We start from the raw sequence: 20,085 nt of genomic DNA on the forward strand, positions 1-20,085 counted from the left end.
GAACCGAAGAGCCAATCTTGTGATTAACCCTAAGCTCAAACATCGTTTCCCCAAGGTGGTTGTCGCAAAAGCCAACACAGAACCCTCTATCTTCGGGAGAGGGCAGGGTGAGGGTATGCAGATCAATGCTGTATATCCCCCTCACCCCAACCCTCTCCCGCGAGGAGAGGGAGGACTGCCGATGCAGGTGGGAGACCTGTTGCCTGGATTCGCTTGGTGGTCTACCGGCGCTCACTTTCGAGGAAATGATAGCTTCAGGGAGTCTAAGAGTCAGGTGCAGCAGTTAAACTTATTTGCGCAAAGCATTAAAAAAACTACACTCGGGCGCGCCGCCGTTGTTCTCGAAAAACCCAAAGCAATCGTTAAACCATTTTACAAAACGGTCGGCATGCTCGGCGCTGCCGATGGGATATTGGCGCATTTTCCAGCGATTGCGGGCCGAGTCGTTACGATAGATGCCGCCGGCGTTGTAAGCGCATGCCACTTTCGGCGGATCAAAGTGGGTTTGCTTCCATTGTCCGGCGATGTAGGCGGTGCCGGCCTGAATCGAATTGCTGGGGACTAATAGCCAGGCTTTGTCGATGTCGTCTTTATTCAAGGCCGCGCGGGCGGTGGAAATTAACGTTTGCATCAAGCCCGGCGAAATTTTGTGTGGCGTAAGCACTTCGTCGATAAAGCCGGGTTCTTCGCGCACCGCGTTTTGATTGCCGGACGATTCGGTGCAGATCGTGGCGATGATGAGTTCTACAGGTACGTTTAACTCGGTAGACCAATGCGTCAACGCACTGCCGTATTGGCTCCAGATTTTGGCAACTGTTTTCGGCTCGCCGCCGCTACCTAGTGGCGCATTGTCGTTGCCTACCAATAAGCCTTGTGCGGTTAATTGCCAGGACACGCTGTCTTGATAGGCATGCCTGGCTTTTAATTCGTCGAGTAAATCTTGACCGATGGTGGTGCTGCCGGCGTCGTTGGCGGCGGGGCGTTGCGTATTCGGGAAGCTGTCGTCCTGGAACAAACTGCTCCAGGTTAACGGGCCGACAATGCCGTCGCTGTCCAAACCGCGACTGGTTTGAAATGCCACGACGGCTGCGGAGGTTTTCGCACCGAATAGCCCGTCGGGCTGACCGACACCGTTGATCTGCAAGCTTTTTAACCGCGTTTGTACTTCAAGAACATCGCGGCCGCGCAGCATAGGCAGTTGAAATTTAAGAGGGCGACTAAAGGCCATGACCTGCTCCTATCTGCTAAAGGCTTATGGGCAGCCGGGAATTGACGCTTTGATCCCGGCGATGTCGTTTAACAAGCGCCGATGATGGTCGGCGTAGCGGCTTTGGGCGGCCTGCGCGGCAGCTTGACTCTCATTTTGTTGCAATTGTTTCAGCGCTTGGCAACTGCCGGTGTCGTTGATTTGGAAACGGATCGCGGCTAGTTCGGCGTTATGCAGAAAAAAGGTGGCGGCCGGTTTTAAGTCGCCGGGGGCTTGCAGAAATTCGCGGGCACAACTGTGCAGCTTTTGATTGTAAGGTGTGGCGGCGGCTGTGCTGGTTTGTTCGCTACGCAGCAAACGCAGCGACTCGCACCAATTTTCGAAATACTGGGCGCGTTTGCCTACTACGGCCTCGGCATTGGCCCAATCGGTTGTCAGGTGAATGCCTTGTTCTAGTTGCTCAGCGGCGCATTGGTAGTTTTTGACACTGTCGGTGTTTTGTTTGGCCAGTCGGTAACAGGCATCGCCTTTTAACAAATGCAGCTGATTGCAGGCCTCGTGGTCTTTGCAATCGACTTCCGCCGTAGCGATTTCCTGCCAGTTGTTTTCAGCGGCGGCTTCTTTAAAGTTTTTCAATTGCCGGGTCGCGCAGCCGGAGACTAGCAAAACCGCTACTAATAAGATCATGACCATTTTAATGTTAGGCTTCATAATGCGTGGCCCTCCAGAATTTTGGTGATCATGCCGGCGACCGGTTTGTCTTCGGCTTGCAACTTCTCGGTCACCACGATCAAGCTATCCAGGTCTTTCAATGCGTCCGGGTTTTGATGCAATTTGTCCACGGCTTGTAACACCGATTCGTAACCACCGGTGCTACCGAACATGGCCGGGTCGCGGGCCAGGATCAAGGATTTCAATTCCCGGTCGGCGGCGGTGCGATGGAATTCGTCCAGGCCTTCTTCAAATTGTTCTAAGGTTTGAAAGCCGCCTAGCTCGGCGTATTTTTCGAACAAATCCGCCGAATCGGCATTGCCGATGAAATCGTTGACGGCCTCTTTCAGAAACTTGGGATTTTCCATTTGCGCCTGGAAGGCGTTACGAAATAACGGGCTTTGCCGCAGCAACATGAAGCCAGTGTTGTCGTCGACCGGTTCCAGCGTCAAACCGGCTGCCGGCGAGATCGGCATGTGTAAAATCCGGGCTTTCCATTTTTGGTAATAAATACCGGTCAATTTGACTGTACCGGCCACTACCGCGGCGATCAATGCCGCCGGCGGCATAAAGGTGCCCAGGGTGGCACCGAAGGTTTTCACGGCGCTGCCGACGATGTCGGTTAAGGGACCGTCCTGATCGAGTGCGGTTTGCGTGTCGGTGACCGCGTGCAGTGCATCTTCGATCTTGCCTTCGCCCATCAGGCCTTTAGCGACATTCACGCCTTTTTCGACTTTGTTAGCCAGATCGACGTATTTGCCGCCGATATCTTTGGGCAATAAACCGGCCACGGTACGGGCCATGTCGATGCCATTGCTGACGGTTTCCAGCATGGAACCGGTTTTGGATTGCTGTTGCTGGCTGACGGCTTCGTCGCGTTGAGTCGTGGCTTCGTGGGCTTGCTGCAATGCGGCGCTTTCGGAATCGCGATTTTGCCCGCGTGCGCCGAAATAAAAGCCGATGATGGTGCCGAGGATACCGCCCAATACGTCCGGAAACTGGTTGTTGGGTAAGGCTAAAAACAGCATCGAGGCGGTGACGATCAGCATGGCGATCACGCCGCGTATCGTGCCTTCCGGCAGACCTGCCGGGCTTTGAAAGAACAGCGCCAATTGTTTTTCGCGGGTGCAGGTTTCCAGAAAGGTTTTTTGCAGATGCCGCAAATACAGCAAAAAGGCGAGCACAACTATCGCCAAGATGCCCAACGTAATTAAAAAATGAATAGATAGGGCGATGGGTTTGTCTTCGCCGTTAACGGCCGCGGTTTGGGCGACAACGGAAAGCGGGAGCAGGCTCAGCCCCGCGTAAGCCAAGGCTTTAAGTCGATATGTCGGTTTGTGCATAAGTCCGCCTTTTTGGTAACGATCCGGTTGATCGATTAAGGTCTCTAGTTAGGCTTGCCGGGCGGATGATATACCCGCCCCATTTGCCGGTCTATTATTCACGTTCCGCCACCGGTCAGCGTTCTTGCGTTCGTATTATAAATCCCGTTCGCCCGGAGCTTTTAGAAGGGGCTTAGAGGGGCCTAGCGCGAACGGTGTACCGTGTAAACAGGATCGGGTTTAGTCTATAGCCTCGGTCTCGCGTGACTTCTGTGCAGCTTTGTTGATACTCATCATCGGCGAGGTCCATATCGGATGGCGGTGCTCCTGGCGATAATAGGTTTCGTAAAGCGCTTGATAAACCAATTCGGATGCGGCCCAACGTTCTTTGCAAAAACTGGAAAGCATTAATCCTGAAACGCCGCCGCACACCCATCCCAGTAATAGCAACTTCTCTATAAACAATACCAAAGTAAAGATTGCCAATATCAAAGTCAGGCTGCGCGCCAATTTGGATTGCAATTGCAGCGCCTCCACCTTGGCCACCACCGGGTTGTCGTTGTCCCGCAGTCTATCCAAAGCTTCATGGTATTGACTCAGCAACGGGTCGTTGGTAGTCAAAGCCAGATTTTGCGCACGCCGGTACCAACTATCCGTTTTCAGGCGTTTACGGTTTCGATATAAATAATCGTAAGTGGTATTGAGTATGTCGTGCGACAAGCGTTTGACGATAAGGGAGACCGCCAGTGTCAACAGCAGAAAAATCAACGCACCGGCGGTGCTAGCGGCGAACGGGTCAGGCAAACGCTGCAATGCAGGGTGAATCTGTTCGCGGTAGTTAAAGAATACGGCTACCAAAGTAGCGGACGGCAGAGCGATGCCGACTTGTTCGATCGGGTCTGTGAATAGTTTGCCGATCAGCGTGCTAAGCGGGTTTGACATTTTGTCCCTCCTTCTAAGTTGGGAAAAATGAGTTGCGGGACGCGGTGCGCCCGGTTGCTTTGACCGTTGGTCATTAGATAGCAAACGCGACGAAACAGCAACTCAATTGATGAAGCGATTATGCCGACATTGGCGTGTGTGAGGATGTACGAAAATACCCAAGCTTTGGATGCATTTTTCACTTTCCTAACGGCAAAAAATAGTGCGTCCGGCCTTAGATCATTACCCGCGCCTCAACTGGCGTCGTTCGCACGAAGATAGGCGCCTGGAGATAGTTAAAAACTGGATTTCCGTACATTCAGGAAAAAGTTTCCGCCACAGTGCATTTGCTTACTCGCTAAAAACCGGTAAAACTGGCGTACAGTGAAAGAACAAAGAGGCCTAAAAATCGTTATTCCCATTTTGGCTGGAATGGCTGATTAGGGATTTTAGAGTGTCCTCGATAACTACAAGAGGGGAGTGCGCCATGATAGACAAGCAAAAATTGACCGAATTTTATCGGGCTTTTATCGAATACTTATGCGTGGTTTGGGCTTGGCTCAAATCGACGTGGCAAAGCCTAGCCCAACCTAAACCTGACGCCGACCAACCCGACAGTGCTGCACCCAAACGCTCGCCGGTATGGTTGTATGTATTGTTGGGGATTTTCGTGCTGTCGCTATTTGCTGGCGGCGAGCGCATCCAGGGCCAGGAAATACCCTATAGCCAGTTTCTTACCCTGGTTAACGACAATAAAGTCGAAAACGCCGTCGTCACTCAGCGTTTCATCAACGGCACCTTAAAAGAAGAAGATAAGAAAATCGGCAAGCATTTCTTCACCGTGCCCTTGTGGGACGAGTCGCTGGTTAAAAACCTGCAAGAGCATCAAGTGGAATACGTGGTCAGAAGCGGTGACAACTGGTTGAGCAATTTGCTGTTTAACTGGGTGATTCCGCTGGCGATTTTTGCCGGAATCTGGATGTGGCTATTGCCGAAGATGACCGGCGGCGCCGGGCGCGGTTTCTTGAATATAGGCAATAAAATCCGTATTCAGCAAGAAACCAGCAAAACTACGTTTGACGACGTGGCCGGCGCGGAAAGCGCGAAGCAGGAATTAAAAGAAACCATTGAGTTTTTAAAATCCCCGGAAAAACTGCAAAAGCTGGGCGGGCGCATGCCGAAAGGCGTGCTGTTGGTCGGCTCGCCGGGTACCGGCAAAACCCTGTTGGCCCGGGCGGTGTCCGGCGAAGCCGGCGTGCCGTTCTTTAACATCAGCGCCTCGGAATTCATTGAAATGTTCGTCGGTATCGGCGCGGCGCGGGTGCGGGATTTGTTTGAACAGGCCAGGCAAAAAGCCCCATGCATTATTTTTATCGACGAACTGGATGCGATTGGCCGCTCGCGCGGCGGTCCGGCGATGCTAGGCGGCAACGACGAACGCGAGCAAACCCTCAATCAATTACTCACCGAAATGGACGGCTTCGACGCCACCTCCGGCGTCGTCGTGATGGCGGCTACCAACAGACCGGAAATCCTGGATAAAGCTTTGCTGCGGGCCGGCCGTTTCGACAGGCAAATTGTGGTCGATAAACCCGATTTGATTGACCGGGTGGCTATCCTGAAACTGCATAGCAAAGCCATGCAATTGGACAAAGATATCGACTTAAACACGGTCGCTAAACGCACGCCCGGTTTCGTCGGTGCCGATCTGTCCAACATCGCCAACGAAGCGGCGATATTGGCTGCGCGAGGTGGACGCGACACCGTCAACATGGCCGATTTCGAAGCCGCCATCGATAGAGTGATGGCAGGACCGGAAAAGAAAAACCGCATTCTCGGCCCGGACGAAAAACGCAGAGTGGCTTATCACGAAGCCGGTCACGCGCTCGTCGCGGAAAACGTGCCTACCGGGCTGCCGGTGCATAAAATCTCCATCATCCCGCGCGGTGTCTCAGCCCTGGGTTTTACCTTACAACTGCCAGTCGAGGAAAAATATCTTTCCACCGAAAACGAGTTAAAGGACCAACTTGCCATTTTGCTTGCTGGTCGTGTTGCCGAACAACTGGCCCTGCAAAGCGTCTCTACCGGTGCCCAAAACGACTTGGAAAAAGCCAGCGAAATTGCCCGAAACATGGTCTGTTACCTGGGCATGAGCAAAAAACTGGGGCCACAAATCTACGGCCAACGCCAGCAACTACAATTCTTGCCCGGCGATATGTCAGAACAACGTAACTACAGCGAAGAAACTGCTCGCTTAGTCGATGCCGAAATCAAAGCCTTGATCGAGGAAGCCGAACGCCGCGCGCAAAAGATATTAAGCGAGAAACGCGGTTATCTGGATAAGTTGGCGGACTTGTTGCAAGAGAAAGAGGTGATTCAGCGCGAAGATATGGTGGGATTGATCGGTAGCGGGAAGTAAGTCGCCGCACTTAAAACACCCCGTCATTCCCGCGAAAGTGGAAATCCAAAAATGCTTCGAATGCTCCAAACGTAACAAGTAAAGTTCCCTCTCCTGCTGGAGAGGGTTGGGGTGAGGGGGAATTAAACAATATAAAACCAATTCTTTTTGACTTCCTTACTCTGAATGGTTTCAAACAAAGCAAGCATATTGCTCTCAGAGCGGAAGTGTTTGGGCAAGCCCTAAAAGCACAGACGGTTGCAATATTCACGTGTAGGACCTTTCGCACCGCGTATCCAGATTTTGACCGAAGTATCGGTTGTCTGGCCGATTATGGGGGCTAGGGTCAGTTTTTAGATTTGCAGGTGTTTCCAAATCTGGGCGCTGTAGCATCGTCAAGCTAACCTTGGCGGTTTCCCCGTCGGCATATCCATATTCACTAGATTATCGCCCCAAGCTTTTTGTAGTTAGATTCCCTGTCATCCAGTCCGTTAATGCCGCCATTTATTTTACGGGTGATGGCTTCAATAGGTGAGCAAGTGTAGTTGTACCATTTTTTTCCATCGAACCGTTTGATGGTTACTAAGGAACTATCTGGTTGGCACAAAGTATTCAGATCTTTGCTAGTCCAGAAAATAAATGCCGCCAACGTGCCAAATTTAGCGTTGTTCAACAAAGTTGGCTGATTCAGTATGTTGTCGTTCTGGAATAACGCCTTTTCGGTGTCGGTCAGAAATGGAAGTTCTAACAGTTTTTTGCCGGTCGTCTTGTAATTTTTCCTGCCCGTAGTCTGGATTGCTCCTCGACCTTTAAATTTTACGCCATCTCCAGATTGGCTATTACCCAAGTCTTCCCTACCTTCGTAGGCTTTCCCACTTGCATACTCCTCATAAGCATTCCATTGATCGCATTCATGAGCGATTTGGGCTAAAAAATGTTTAACTTCCAACTGAGAGTCAATAGCAAAATAATCAGCGTAACTATTAAATGAATCTACAAAACCGGTAATATTTTTTTCTTTGTTTTCTCTTCCTCGATTTGGATTAACGGTCGGAAACAACTTTAACAAATCATCAACATTTATTTTTATTTTGGCTTCATAGCCAATTTCATTTTGCTCGCTGCTAACGGGTAAAGCTGTATTTGGTTCAGTGGGAGGAGGGACTTCCGGTTGTTCCATTGATGAATTTGGATTTGGTTGGAGCTGGTTGGAATTAAGCTCAGCCAAATACAGCAAATATTTGGTCGGGTTCAACAACTCGCGAGGCGGTTGACTACCTTTAAAATAGCGTTGGTTGACAGTGGTGCCCTTCGCATACATTTCGAAGTGGCACATCGAACTATCTGTCATCTGCCCGACCCGGGCGATGGGTTGTCCTGCTTTGACACGTGAGCCTTTTTCTAGGCCAAATTCCTGCCAGGATTTCTCTTTTACCTCGCCATAATTTATGACTACTCCGGAATCGCACTGTACAAACAATGCGTGTACCCCATGATAAAAGTGATAGTGGTTGACAATGATCCCGTCCTCGCAGGCCACGATGATATCGCCTGCGTTCCCCCATAAATCAACGCCAACATGGTAGCGACCTCCCGCTCTTTCGGCTAAAAAGCGCCTGCCGTTGCGTCCATAGGATTTTCCGCTAACCCCAAGAAACGCCACTTCACGGCCGCCACGATCATGGGTCTGAACGGGCCAATATAAAGTTGCTGCCGAGGGTTCCGCAAAAGGAATGCCATTTAGTTCTTGTGGTGCTTCCACACCTTTCCAAGGCGCCGTCGAAGGCTGCGCGGCCCGATAGTTATTCTGTAACCAAAGCTTAATTTCTTCTCTGGTTGCCTTGTCGCATTCCCCATGAGTGCCACCGGTATAAGAAGGTTTAATGAAAATGGTTTGGTTATTTAGTTGTCTGTCAGACACAAGAGCGGCTTCTTGGAAATCTTTCAAAGCTTCAAGGGTGCCGGTGCCAAAAGCGCCATCAGCTTTTCCCGACAAAAAACCCAATGTGGTTAAGTCGGTTTGCAAAGCCACCACATAATCCGCCGGAATATTGGCTTGTTTGCCATAGCTCCTAGCACCAACTGTGTCGATAGCCCCCCGAGCCAAGGTGTATGCATCATCTTCTAAATACCTTGAAAGAATGGTTGCTGTTGGTGTGGATGTTGTTACATCCGTTCGAGATGTTACAGCGCCGCTCCAAAAATACTCTCCATTACTAGTTTTAAACCACTTGGTATTTCCATTAACCGCTTCGCCATCGCTTACCCAACCCACATAGTCTAATTCCGTGCCGACACCAACGACTTGAGATATAGGGGCTGTCCGATGGGGAAACTCTTTCCTTAGGTTCAATTTGGAGGTTGCGATTGCTTTACCAACCTCGGCGGTATAGCTCAACAGAGGAGCGGTGGCGACTGGTCCTTCTTCAATATTTTCAAGACAAGCATAGTATTCAGTAACTATGTCTTTTAATAACTGTTCATAGGTACGCCTACTATGCGCTAAACCGGTAAGCGGATCAGTTTTGCGTTTTGGATCCAGAAAAAAATGACCTGCCACCGCTTTGCTTGGGTCTAATTGGTATTTCTCGCATATAAAGGCAATTACCCAGACGTACTTGCGATAGGCTTCATCCGCATCAATATTGTCCCCATAACAATATTCGACGCCGATGGCGGCATCATTGGCGTCGTAACCAAAAATATGATTATCCGTATCTAATCCGTAAAGTACATGCCAAGCTTTTTCTGGAACTCCAGTTAATGCCGGAATACATTCAATAATTTCCTTATCATCTACAAATAGATGGGCTGATGCACTTTGCTCGTCACGAGAGTTTTCGTAATACCTCACGTTATTCGTGGCGGTGGAGCCAGGGTTGCCGGTATCGTGGGCGACAATAAACTTGACGCCACCGGTGATCAGCTTTCCCGAACGCCGCTTGGAAGGTTTTGTCAGATAACGGGGGGTAATCGTATATTTCTGCTTAAAACTCATGGCGATCACCCCACGGCTGGATGTTCTTCGACCGCTCCACCGCCCGTTGCGGGTGGCGATTCGGCATCTGTGGAACTTCCAGATTGGCTATTGCTGACGCCCTTGGCGGCAAGGTACCCAGTATGGCTGATACCAATAAGAGCAAGTAGGCTCGAATTTAAGGTAGGAAGTTCTTTGATGAATTCTGAAGTAGGCTTTGCCAACTCAAGAGATAAAAACTCACCCAGTTGAACACCATAAATTATTATCGATACAGCGGTAAAAAAGAACATTTGTAGTCTGGCCAGGTCGAGATGAGCAAAATTTCCAATTTCTTCTCCAGTAAATAAATCTGCAAATCTGGCTTGAGACGGCGATTGGTTAACAACGAGATGGCCTTGGATATCTAACTCGTTCCTTTTATATCCTTGCTGACTCGTTAATAACTCAAGCATCTGTGATTTCTCTTGCTGATCCGGGATTTTACTTTTTTTGCTATCCAGAATTAAAGGGGAACCAACCATTGATGCTGTACTAATACCCATTAATAACCAAAGTTCTTTTGGCATACCTGGCAAACAACCATTTTCTATATCCTTAAGGCAATCATGATTTGTGACAAACATATTCCAAATGGCTACGGTGGAGAAGGCAGAAAGAATTAGTATGGTCCATCCAAGAATTTGGAATCTCGATAAAGACATGATGTTGCGATTATCAACGAAGGCGCCTTTCCAACTACCTGTCACGCCATGTCCGACAGTCAAAATTACAAAGAAGAATCCTGCAATAATAATAAACCATGCCTTCACAAGGTATGAATTAAGAAAATCCACTAACTCTTTTTCATGCAAGTAAATAATAAAAGGAAATATAAACACAAACAAAATACATATTGTTGTATGAGGATATGACCAGTTTTTGTTTTTATCGATAGTCATTTTATTAATCTCTCGGCGAATTTGTTAGGAGCCTTTTGCTTAGCTTTAGTGTTAAAGTGTTTTTATAAGTACCAGGACGCTTTCAAGCGTCGATCAAGGCAATAGCTATTAGAATTATTCAAATTATTTATAACCTATCGCGTGGTATCTGATCTGTACCATATGCAGCTATAGTGGATGCACTATTTTTTTGAGTCCGCCTTGCACGCTTTTATTAAGCTCCTGTAATACTCTAATAAATATGGGATACTAGTTATTTAAAACTTGCTGCGTTAAGTATGCTTTTCAGCGCCTCTTGTTTCGGGTGATGCTACTGTTTCAGGATAAACTGCGATCACTGTCCAATTACCATCGTCTTGTGGGATTGTGGTTACTGTTGCACCTTCTGATCTAAAACCCGCAACTACGGACGGAAGATTGGCTGTCGGAACGCCTTTTATGGAATAAGTTCCAGTCAACATAATTTATCTCCTTAGTGTTTAATTGTTAGTTAGATTTAAATCGTGAACAGCTTTCTTACGTTTTCTATCAAATCTAGGATCTCCAGTCATAAAAATCGTTGGAGATTGGTCTTTTAACCCGTTGCGATCCATCCAGTCACGGATTCGTGCTTCATTTTTTGAATCAATATTAACGCCGTCAGGCATTCGAAATTTTTGTAACAGTTGGCCTTCCTTGGTATCAGTGAATGTTGTATTACGAATGCCAGCTAGCTCATCTTCTGTTACCTTCAGTTCTGTTTCTGCAGTTTGTTTTGCCTGCCCACTTTCGGCCGCAACTAAGACAAGAGCGCTGACTAAAGACCCGGCCGCATGATAGTCTAATACATCACGCACCCCCTCTTCAGTTGAGTATTCGTTGATATCAAGATTTGCCATCTTCGCAATTATTAGTTGTTTTTTCGTTGCTCGGAGCGTATCCATTCCATTTACGAGGGTTTCCGTAGTCTTTTCAAGAAAAAATCGACTGTTGAATTTTCCCTGCGCGCCCTGAACTGCCGCGGAGACCCCAGATAATATAGGCGCTGCACCACCTGTGGATAAGGCGCCGGCAGTACTTAATCCTAAGGAAATCCAATCAAATCCAAGCTGAGTTTCAGCATTGCCCGCATAAAATTTGTTTCTGAATTCTTGATAATTATGTTCGGACAACGTTAAAAGTTTGTTAATCTCGATATTGCGCTCCGCTTGTCCTTTATTGCCTTGAGCGTAGATACTATCAAGTGATATTTCGCTATAGGTTTTCACCAGCGAGTCTGTCAGATGCCCGTCAGCCATCGGGGCAGAAGTAAAATGAGATGCGCAGCCACTAAAAACTGAAGAAAGACCAATAATTAATAGAATGTATATTGAGTTAATTTTAGTTTTTGATAAGATCATAGGTTTTCCTATGTTGAATAAAAATATATTGTAAATTTCTGATAAATTAGTTTGTCGAGTAATGGTCTCGAAATATTTAATTTATTTTAGTATGTTGTATTTTAGTCATTATTTTAACTTTTCTATATACGTTGTAATATGCTATTTTTATGTCTTGTTTACAATGTCTATAAATATCATGAAACATAGCTTTCAACTAAACAACTCCGTATCCACATACTCCGCCTTAACCAACGACTAAAAATCATCCGCCAAACCGTCTTCAATATATTTATAAGGCAACCAGCCATAACCTTTTTCACCCCAATTTTCGCCCCAGGAGTTTCTAATCAATAATGCACCTTTGGTTTTGCCGATTTTCTTGGCGTCGTCGTAGCCGATGGCGACGATGGCATGGCCGCCGACCAGTTTGTCGCCGGGGCCCGGATAGGGGATTTCGCCGGGTTTATTGGTCGTGTCATAAATTGAGCTGTATACCGAAAAGCCGAACATGGAAGGCAGTTTGGCGGCCAGATTGGTTTTGATGATATTCAAGCGTTTGGATAGCGGGGTGCCGGGCGGGTCTAGCCGGTAATATTGCACGGCTTTATAGCTTTGGGCGAAGGCGTAGCAAAACGCAGAGGGTTCCTGATCGAATTGGGCGATGTCGTACGGGTGATATTGTTCAGGCGGCACGCCGAATAAAACCAGGGCTTTCATGGTGTCGCGCAGTTGCGCGCCGGTATCGCCTTTGTCGCCGGCCAGGGTGCGGGTGGCTTTGTACAGAAATAAGCGGGAGGCATCCAGATATTTGCCAAAGGCTCGGCGCTCGAAGTATTCGATCAGACCGACGCCGGCGTTGGCGGTGCAGGAGCCTAAATCACCCTGATCTTCGATAGGCGAGCACCAAGACCGTAAATCAACGGACGCCGGTAATTGTTTGGGAGTGGCTTTTAAGGCTTCCGATTTACTGAGTATTTTTTGGATACTATCGCTTTCCGCTTGATAGTCCCGTATGTCCGGTAAATCAGGCCGCCAGCCCAAGCTGTATCGATAGTTTCTGCCCATGGTACGCATCCTCATTTGGTGTTGAAAATCGCTGTTTTGGCACCGCTTTTAACTGTAAACGGATTTTGCGGTAACTAACGGCTGCGATCCAGCTGCTTTCCGTACCAGTACAAACGTACTGGCTAATTATTCGGTTATTTAGCGTTACAATCGGGAAACACCTGATATTCGGTAGGCTATCGATACATGAACGTCCTCCTCGTAGACGACCATTTCTGCGCCCGCGAGGGTGTGGCTTGTTTGTTGAAACAAATCATTCCGGAATTACAGGTGTTTGAAGCGGAGAGCTTCGACGAGGGGTTGACCGTGGCTCAGCAAACTCCGTTGAATCTGGTTATGTTGGATGTGCAACTGCCTGGTAAAGACGGGTTGGTGGGTTTGGCGGAATTGAAGCAAGCCTTTCCGGATTTGTGCGTGGTGATGTTTTCCGGGTTGGACGATAGGGAGTTGGTATTTCAGGCGCTGCGTCTGGGTGCGATGGGATTTATCGTCAAATCAGTCGCTCGACAGGTGTTTGTCGATGCGTTGCGTGACGTGTTGGCCGGCAAGGTTTATTTGCCGGCATCCGCGGTGGGCCCGCAACGAACTGTCGATTCATATGCCGGCGATGTTACAGATATACCTAAAGTATCCGATTCGGCCTGTTTAGGTCTGACAGCGCGTGAGTTCGAGGTGTTGACTTGGTTGGTGCAAGGGATAGGCAATAAGCAGATTGCCAAGCAGTTGGGGATAGAAGAGCAAACGGTGCGTAATCATCTGCGGCCGATTTATCAAAAATTTGGTGTTGCTAAGCGTACCGAGTTGTTGGTGAAGGTTTTTGAGCGGGGGATTGTGTTTGGGAAGCCGGGGGTGGGGAATTGATGGCTTAGAAGTTGAGGGGATTTATAGAAAATCTCCCCTGGCCCCTCTTTTTTAAAGAGGGGCATAAATAGCGCCAAAGCTTAACTTAACGCCATTGGTTAATGAACGGATTTTCTTTGTCGACTATCCTTCACACGGATTTAGTTATCTGCATGGTTTTAACCATGGTTTCCCTCAGCGCTTTGGCGCCGGCGGGTTTGCGCAGAATGGCGGTGTGTGCCGGCAACAGGGATTTTTCGTGGTCCGAGATGGCGCGGGCCGAGAGAATCATGGTCGGTACCGGCCCGCAAGTGGTGTGGACTGCGGCGATAATGTCGTGGGCGGTTTCGCGGTTGCCCAGGTAAAAGTCGGTGAGTAATAAATCCGGATCTCTATCGTTTTCGGCTAGTAGTGCTGCGGTTTCCGTGAGCGATGCCGATTCCTGTACCAGGCAACCCCAAGCTCTGAGTTGCTTGGCGATGGCTTGCAATACCTCTGCATCGTCGTCCACCACCATCACGAAGTAGCCGGAGAAATCGCCGTCTTTATCTGATCCATTGTTTATCGCCAGCATTGGCTCAGCGATTGGCAGCTGGAGTTTAAAATCGCATCCAAAACGCGAGCCACATACCAAGCTCAGCCTGTGGTCGGGTAAACATTTTACGGCAGCAGCGACGTAGGCTAAACCGATGCCTAGTCCTGATACTTGGGTGTCGTTCTGGCGACGCTGGTTGCGGACAAATTCCTTGAATACCTCTTCGCGCATCTCTTCCGCGATCCCTGGGCCACTGTCGCAGACATGTAAAGTCAGATGTTGCTTGCCGGTTTTGACCGCCGACACCAATATCCAGCCGCTCTCGGTATATTTGATGGCGTTATTGAGCAAATTGCCGAGGATTTGCCGCAGGATGTTGCCGTCGCTGCATAGGTTGTAAGGCTCTTGGCGGCGCAACACTACTTTAAGCCGGATACCGCGTTTGGCGGCTTGCGGGACATATTGATTTTCCAGGCCGGTCAGCAGCGTATTGAGATCGATATTGGCTGGTTGCGGAATTTGCCGGCCGGTTTCCAGGTTGGCGATATCCAACACATGGTTAAAGGCGGCGTTCAATTCGTCTATCACCAGGCCCATGCGGCTGAGCATAAACGCCGCGTTATTACCGGGTGGCTTTGTTTGTGCGGCATCCAATACGGCGGCATAGCAGGCCAAAGCTTGCAACGGTTGGCGCAGATTGTGGCCCATTTGCTGTAAAAAGCGGGTTTTGTCTTCCGCGCTAAGCTGGGCCTTGCGTTTTTCGCGGAAGGATTTGCGGGCGTAAGCTTCCAATTGGCAGCGGGTGCAGACGCCGAAGATATTCACGATGCAAAGGTTCAGAATAGACGGGATCAAGTCAATCACGGTCAGCCCAAGCCAATAGCCGGCCATCGGCATGGCCAGCGCAGTAAACCAGCCAAAGCCTATTGTTGCCCGCAACGACATGAACATTTGCCCGTAACTGAAAAAATACATCGGCAGCAGGGCCGGCCAGGTTTCGGCGTAGTAGCGGGGATTGCCGTCGTACAGCAAAACAGCGATTAAATTGGCCGCGGACAGTCCGGCGCTGAGTTTGGCGATGGTGTTGATTTTTGCCGCCGCTTCTACGCAGACATTTAGGTATCTGAATAAGCCCAAAAGTACCAGGACTATGGGAAGTCTTAAGATGGCCTCTGCGCTTGAGGTATTACCAGTATGCAAATCCAGCAGGATATAAACCGTAAATGCCACGGCTCCCAAGCCTAACGCCCATTTGAGGGGGCTTAGTAATACAAGGTAACGTTCTTCCCAAAATTGCCGTTCGGTTTCTTCATCGAATTGGGGGATGGCAAACAGTTTGGCGGGGCTGAGCGACAGATTGGTATCGAGAAAACGTCGGAGCGGGTGATGGCTGGGGGGGCGAAAAAAAGCCTTGCTGGCAAGATGTTCGATGAATGGATTTGGTTTGCGCATGCCGCCGGTCCCGGTCGCAACCATCGTACTCGGTGCGGCGCAAGGGGCGCATCAGTGTTTCCGATAGCCAAGTTATTGTTGTTTTTGTAGCTGGGCTTTATTTTCTCTATTCTGGCAGACCTAGGCAAGAAAAGTTAGCTAACGCACCGGCAAATTCTATTGGCCTTACACACTTTGGCGCCAGCGTTGATAAACCAGGCGCAAAATCAGCACACATTGCAGCGCGGCAAAAGCTAACGCTGAGAATGCGGAATCCGCCCACAGCGGAAAGAATAACGCTGAAACGCTGGTCATACCGACCGCGGCGAACAAGCCGGGGAGAATGCCGTACAACAGCGCTGCGGACAGTAAGCTCAGGCTAAATGCGCGTTGCGGATTTTTGCCGTAGCAAAAAAACAGGTAAATCGCGCAATCGCGCAACACCAATAATGCGATAGCTAGTGGATAGGCGTGCAGGGAGATGTCCAGCCAAGCCAGTTTTTGCTCCTGGAAACTCAGAAAAATCGCAAACGGCAAACTTAATGCAAAACTCAATGCGCTCAAGGGTAGTTCTTCCCCAACTCGGCGCCAATTGCCTTGTCGCCAATAATCCAGTAAACGCTTGATGCGCATCGGCTCTTGCCGCTCGACGATGATGCCGACGTAAGTTAAACCACTGCAAACGGCTAAAGCAGCTAGGGAAAAGGAATAGTTGGTATTGGGAATAAAGCCGCCCAAATAGACAATCAAAAACAGCGTAAAACTCAGCCAGGCCCAGGGCAAATTTCGCAAACTCAAGTCTTGCGCCAGCAAGCGATAATTGCCCATGACGCACCAGAATAAGGCGCATAGCAGGCTTATTTGGTGCAAAGTCTGCGGGTTAACGGTCAGATTATACCAGACAGTGCTTTGAAAATGACCGGGCAAATAACTTGCCGTTTCGGTTAAATCAGTCAAAGAAGGCATGAAAACGAGGAAGCCCACCAATACCAATATAAGTATAGAACCGGTTTTTAGCTGACCGCGTTGCACTGCCAGCAAACCCAGCAAAAGACCGGCGCTTTGTACCAGTAACGCGGTGCCGATGGCGTAAAAAAACAGCAAGGGTAGGGCGGCCGGATTGTCGGTCGCCAGGGCATGGACCAGTAAACAAATACCGGCGCAGTACCAGGCCATGCTGGTGCTGCCCAGCAGTTTGCCCCAGGTCATTTCCCAAGGCCCGAGAGCTGACAGGCGTTGCGTATCCCAGGTGCGGTCGCGGTATTCTTCAACAATGCTGTCCAGGCTTTGCCGCGTGCCCCATAGCAGCGTAATCAGCATGAATAGTGTTAAAGCGGCTTGCGCGGTGACGCTGCCCAGACGGTAGTCGTCCAGAAAATAGCTTAAGGTAAACACCGCGCCCAGCACGATTGGCGCACCTACCAGCCGGGCTGGCGAGCATTCCAAAATCAGCTGGCGTTCAAATTCAGGATTCAGATTCATGAGCTGTGGCGGATGGTTTGTAGGTAAGTGTCTTGCAGATTGCTAGAAACTGGGGCGAATTCGCAGACAGGTAAATCCAGTACGATGAGGGCTTTCAATACTTGGTGTTGTTGAGCCGCGTCGCCATTAAGCTGCAATAAGGCTTGTTGTTTATCGTCGCTATTCAATACCTTAACATCGGGTAGCGATTGCAGGCGTTGCAGCAGGTTTTCTACTGGATGTGCCAGCAGTAATTTAAAGGGTTTTAGTAAGGATGGCGCTTTCACCGCAACCTGTTCGACGATCTTGCCTTGACGCAGCACCAGCATATCGGTGCAATAGGCCTCAAGTTCGGCGAGGATATGCGAGGACACCAGCAGTGTCATGCCTTGGGCTTGTAGATCTAAAAATAGCTCGGCCAGTTCGTGGCGAGCTTCCGGGTCCAAGCCGGAGGCCGGTTCGTCCAGCAACACCACCGGCGGTCTGTGGATGATGGCTTGGGCGATGGCTACCCTTTGACGCAAGCCGCGCGATAGCTCGGCCGGGCTGTTTTCTAATCTATCTTGAATATGCAAGCGCCGGCTGACAGCTTCGATTGCGGCAGGGCAATCAGCAGCAATAATGCCCTGGGCGCGGGCCACGTAATGCAGGCATTGCCGCACCGTCAAGCGTTGATAAAGCCCAAAAAAATCAGATAAATAGCCGATGATGCGATGGCAATCGCGCGGTTGCTCCAATACGTCGATGCCGGCGATATTGATCGCACCGCTGACCGGTTGATCCAGCGCCGCCATGCAGCGCAGTAGCGTGGTTTTGCCGGCGCCGTTGGGACCGACCAGCGCGGTGATGCTGCCGGCAGCGATGTTGAAGGACACATCATCCAATGCGCGCAGGCCAGGGTATTCGAAAATCAGCTTATCGACGGAGATCATGTTTAGCTTTAATTAAGGCTTGGGTAAAAAATGATGCGGGTTCGATGATACCGCTTTTTGGTTTGCCGGACGCCGAATATCGGCTTAGCATGCTTGGGTATGAATTTTGCTGCATATCTTGGGTGAGTTTGGCTGATAAACTCCGAGTACGCCCAAAATTAAGGCTTGCACCAATCCCGCTTGACCATGCGGCTGGGCGCGAAACTGTGTATTATTACTTGCAATAACGGCGCTTTATCGCGCGAATGAGTAACGGCTCAATCGCGATACAGATGGGCGCACGCAATGACTAGTTATTTTTAAACATCAAGTAGGAGAAATGAATGCATAACGTCACGTTGATTAAAGGTGATGGTATTGGCCCTTCGATCATGGACGCCGCGGTAGCGGTGATCAACGCTTCGGGTGCGAAAATTCATTGGCATGAGGCGGACGCCGGCATGTCGGCGTATGAAAGAACCGGCACGCCGCTGCCGGATGCGACGATGGAATCTATCGCCCAGACTCGAGTGGCGTTCAAAGGACCGTTGACCACGATGGTGGGCGAGGGTTTTAGAAGTATCAACGTGGAACTGCGCAAACAATACGATCTTTATGCCAACGTGCGGCCGGCGAAAAGCTGGAAGGGTGTAAAAACCCGTTACGACGACGTCGATATTGTCATCGTGCGCGAGAACACCGAAGGCCTTTATGTCGGTTTGGAGCATTATCTAACCCCGGCTAAGGACATCGCCGAAAGCTTGGCCGTGGTCACCAAGGCCGGTTCCGAGCGCATCGTGGAATATGCATTTAAATATGCTATCGATAACAATCGTAAGAAAGTGACGGTTTGTCATAAAGCCAATATTTTGAAATACACCCAGGGCTTGTTCCTCAGAGCGGCGCGGGAAGTAGCGGCCAAATATCCGGATATTGAGTTCGACGAAAAAATCGTTGATGCCGCCTGTATGCACATGGTCATGAAGCCGGAACAATTTGACGTTGTCGTTACTACCAATATGTTTGGTGACATTTTGTCGGATTTGACTGCGGGTTTGGTAGGCGGCTTGGGCTTGATCCCTGGTGCGAACATAGGTGCCGACGCCGCGCTGTTCGAAGCGGTACATGGCAGTGCGCCGGACATCGTCGGCAAAAATATTGCCAACCCCACGGCGGTGATGATGGGCGGCGTGATGATGCTGAATCATTTGGGCGAACACGAAGCGGCTGCCCGGATGCTGAACGCGATTGAAAAAGTCGTGAACGGCGGTGTCTATGTCACCCCGGATTTGAACCCGGACACCAAATACGGCACCCAGGAAATGGGTCAAGCCATCGTCGATGCGATGGAGTGATTAAGTAGCGGCGGAGGCGGTTATGAGTGCGCAACCTAGATTCGATAAGCCCTGGATGTCTGTTGAGGATTATCTGGCGGCGGAATTGCTCAGCGACATAAAGCACGAGTATGACGACGGTGAGTTGGTGGTCATGTCCGGCGCTAGTAAAAATCATGAGCGCATCAAGATGAGTTTGGCTCGACTGTTGGGTAATCATTTACAAGGCAAGCCTTGTGAACCCTTCAGTTCCGATGTCAAAGTCAAGATCGGCCAGTATCTGTTCTACCCCGATGCGATGGTGGTTTGCGAAGATACCTCGACCCACGACTATTATGCCGAAGCGCCAGTCTTGATCGTCGAAGTGCTGTCCAAATCCACCCGCCGCCGCGACGAAACCATCAAACGCCGCCTGTACCAAACCATTCCCAGCTTGCTGGAATATGTGCTGATCGAGCAGGACATCGTCGATGTTGAAGTCTGCCGGCGTAGCGAAGGCTGGGTCTCCAATCATTACTTTCTCGGCGATCAAGCGCGCTTCGAATCGGTGGATTTAACGCTGGACGTTGCCGATATTTATCAACGGGTTGATAACGACGACATGCGCACTTTTAACGTCGAACAAACCGCCGTAGACCAAGCGTCCCAAGTCCAATAATTTTTACCGGAA

16 protein-coding genes are annotated in these 20,085 nt (G+C 49.7%); 4 read left to right on the forward strand and 12 right to left on the reverse strand.

All coding sequences use genetic code 11. The features are described 5' to 3' along the window. Positions 1-289 precede the first annotated feature (289 nt). The 4 genes from EBB_RS19215 to EBB_RS19230 all read right to left on the reverse strand — a co-directional run bounded on the left by EBB_RS19215 (position 290) and on the right by EBB_RS19230 (position 4,182). Complete coding sequence (locus EBB_RS19215; RefSeq protein WP_192395363.1) at positions 290-1,228, reverse strand: peptidoglycan-binding protein; 939 nt, start codon at positions 1,226-1,228, stop codon at positions 290-292. Positions 1,229-1,252: 24 nt separating this feature from the next. Then, positions 1,253-1,918 carry a hypothetical protein gene (locus EBB_RS19220; RefSeq protein ID WP_192395364.1) on the reverse strand — a complete coding sequence of 222 codons (666 nt, stop codon included), beginning with the start codon at positions 1,916-1,918 and terminating at the stop codon, positions 1,253-1,255. After that, positions 1,915-3,261 (reverse strand): hypothetical protein, encoded by a 1,347-nt coding sequence (locus EBB_RS19225; RefSeq protein ID WP_192395365.1) that lies wholly within the window; start codon positions 3,259-3,261, stop codon positions 1,915-1,917. Before EBB_RS19225 ends, EBB_RS19220 begins: the two co-directional genes overlap by 4 nt. Before the next feature lie 219 nt (positions 3,262-3,480). Continuing rightward, on the reverse strand, positions 3,481-4,182 hold the full coding sequence (locus EBB_RS19230; protein WP_192395366.1) for a hypothetical protein: 702 nt from the start codon (positions 4,180-4,182) through the stop codon (positions 3,481-3,483). A gap of 466 nt (positions 4,183-4,648) precedes the next feature. Here EBB_RS19230 and ftsH point away from each other — a divergent pair, with 466 nt between their 5' ends. After that, complete coding sequence (gene ftsH / locus EBB_RS19235) at positions 4,649-6,580, forward strand: ATP-dependent zinc metalloprotease FtsH (RefSeq protein ID WP_192395367.1); 1,932 nt, start codon at positions 4,649-4,651, stop codon at positions 6,578-6,580. A gap of 418 nt (positions 6,581-6,998) precedes the next feature. On the opposite strand, the gene EBB_RS19240 is transcribed toward ftsH, so the two are convergent. From EBB_RS19240 to EBB_RS19260, 5 genes are all read right to left on the reverse strand, one after another. After that, complete coding sequence (locus tag EBB_RS19240) at positions 6,999-9,557, reverse strand: N-acetylmuramoyl-L-alanine amidase (protein WP_192395368.1); 2,559 nt, start codon at positions 9,555-9,557, stop codon at positions 6,999-7,001. Between the two features lie 5 nt (positions 9,558-9,562). Beyond that, the gene (locus EBB_RS19245; RefSeq protein ID WP_192395369.1) at positions 9,563-10,477 is read right to left on the reverse strand and encodes a hypothetical protein; all 915 of its coding nucleotides are present in this window, start codon (positions 10,475-10,477) and stop codon (positions 9,563-9,565) included. A 272-nt stretch (positions 10,478-10,749) separates the two neighbouring features. Then, positions 10,750-10,938 (reverse strand): hypothetical protein, encoded by a 189-nt coding sequence (locus tag EBB_RS19250; RefSeq protein WP_223146874.1) that lies wholly within the window; start codon positions 10,936-10,938, stop codon positions 10,750-10,752. 18 nt (positions 10,939-10,956) lie between these two features. Beyond that, positions 10,957-11,856 (reverse strand): hypothetical protein, encoded by a 900-nt coding sequence (locus tag EBB_RS19255; protein WP_192395370.1) that lies wholly within the window; start codon positions 11,854-11,856, stop codon positions 10,957-10,959. A 237-nt stretch (positions 11,857-12,093) separates the two neighbouring features. Further along, positions 12,094-12,903 carry a C1 family peptidase gene (locus EBB_RS19260; RefSeq protein WP_223146875.1) on the reverse strand — a complete coding sequence of 270 codons (810 nt, stop codon included), beginning with the start codon at positions 12,901-12,903 and terminating at the stop codon, positions 12,094-12,096. 186 nt (positions 12,904-13,089) lie between these two features. Here EBB_RS19260 and EBB_RS19265 point away from each other — a divergent pair, with 186 nt between their 5' ends. After that, positions 13,090-13,764, forward strand: coding sequence for a response regulator (locus EBB_RS19265; RefSeq protein WP_192395372.1), 675 nt, complete (start codon positions 13,090-13,092; stop codon positions 13,762-13,764). Between the two features lie 130 nt (positions 13,765-13,894). On the opposite strand, the gene EBB_RS19270 is transcribed toward EBB_RS19265, so the two are convergent. The 3 genes from EBB_RS19270 to EBB_RS19280 form a co-directional block, all read right to left on the reverse strand. Continuing rightward, entirely contained in the window at positions 13,895-15,730 is a 1,836-nt protein-coding gene (locus tag EBB_RS19270; RefSeq protein ID WP_225587602.1) for an ATP-binding response regulator, read from the reverse strand. 165 nt (positions 15,731-15,895) lie between these two features. Further along, entirely contained in the window at positions 15,896-17,191 is a 1,296-nt protein-coding gene (locus EBB_RS19275; protein WP_192395374.1) for an ABC transporter permease, read from the reverse strand. After that, on the reverse strand, positions 17,188-18,102 hold the full coding sequence (locus EBB_RS19280; protein ID WP_192395375.1) for an ABC transporter ATP-binding protein: 915 nt from the start codon (positions 18,100-18,102) through the stop codon (positions 17,188-17,190). The genes EBB_RS19275 and EBB_RS19280 overlap by 4 nt, the downstream gene beginning before the upstream one ends. A gap of 323 nt (positions 18,103-18,425) precedes the next feature. On the opposite strand from EBB_RS19280, the gene EBB_RS19285 reads away from it, so the two are divergent. Then, complete coding sequence (locus EBB_RS19285) at positions 18,426-19,436, forward strand: isocitrate/isopropylmalate dehydrogenase family protein (RefSeq protein ID WP_192395376.1); 1,011 nt, start codon at positions 18,426-18,428, stop codon at positions 19,434-19,436. 22 nt (positions 19,437-19,458) lie between these two features. Then, on the forward strand, positions 19,459-20,073 hold the full coding sequence (locus EBB_RS19290) for a Uma2 family endonuclease (protein ID WP_192395377.1): 615 nt from the start codon (positions 19,459-19,461) through the stop codon (positions 20,071-20,073). The last annotated feature ends 12 nt before the right edge of the window (positions 20,074-20,085 follow it).

It is taken from the genome of Methylomonas fluvii (assembly GCF_014850975.1).
Lineage (GTDB): Bacteria > Pseudomonadota > Gammaproteobacteria > Methylococcales > Methylomonadaceae > Methylomonas > Methylomonas fluvii.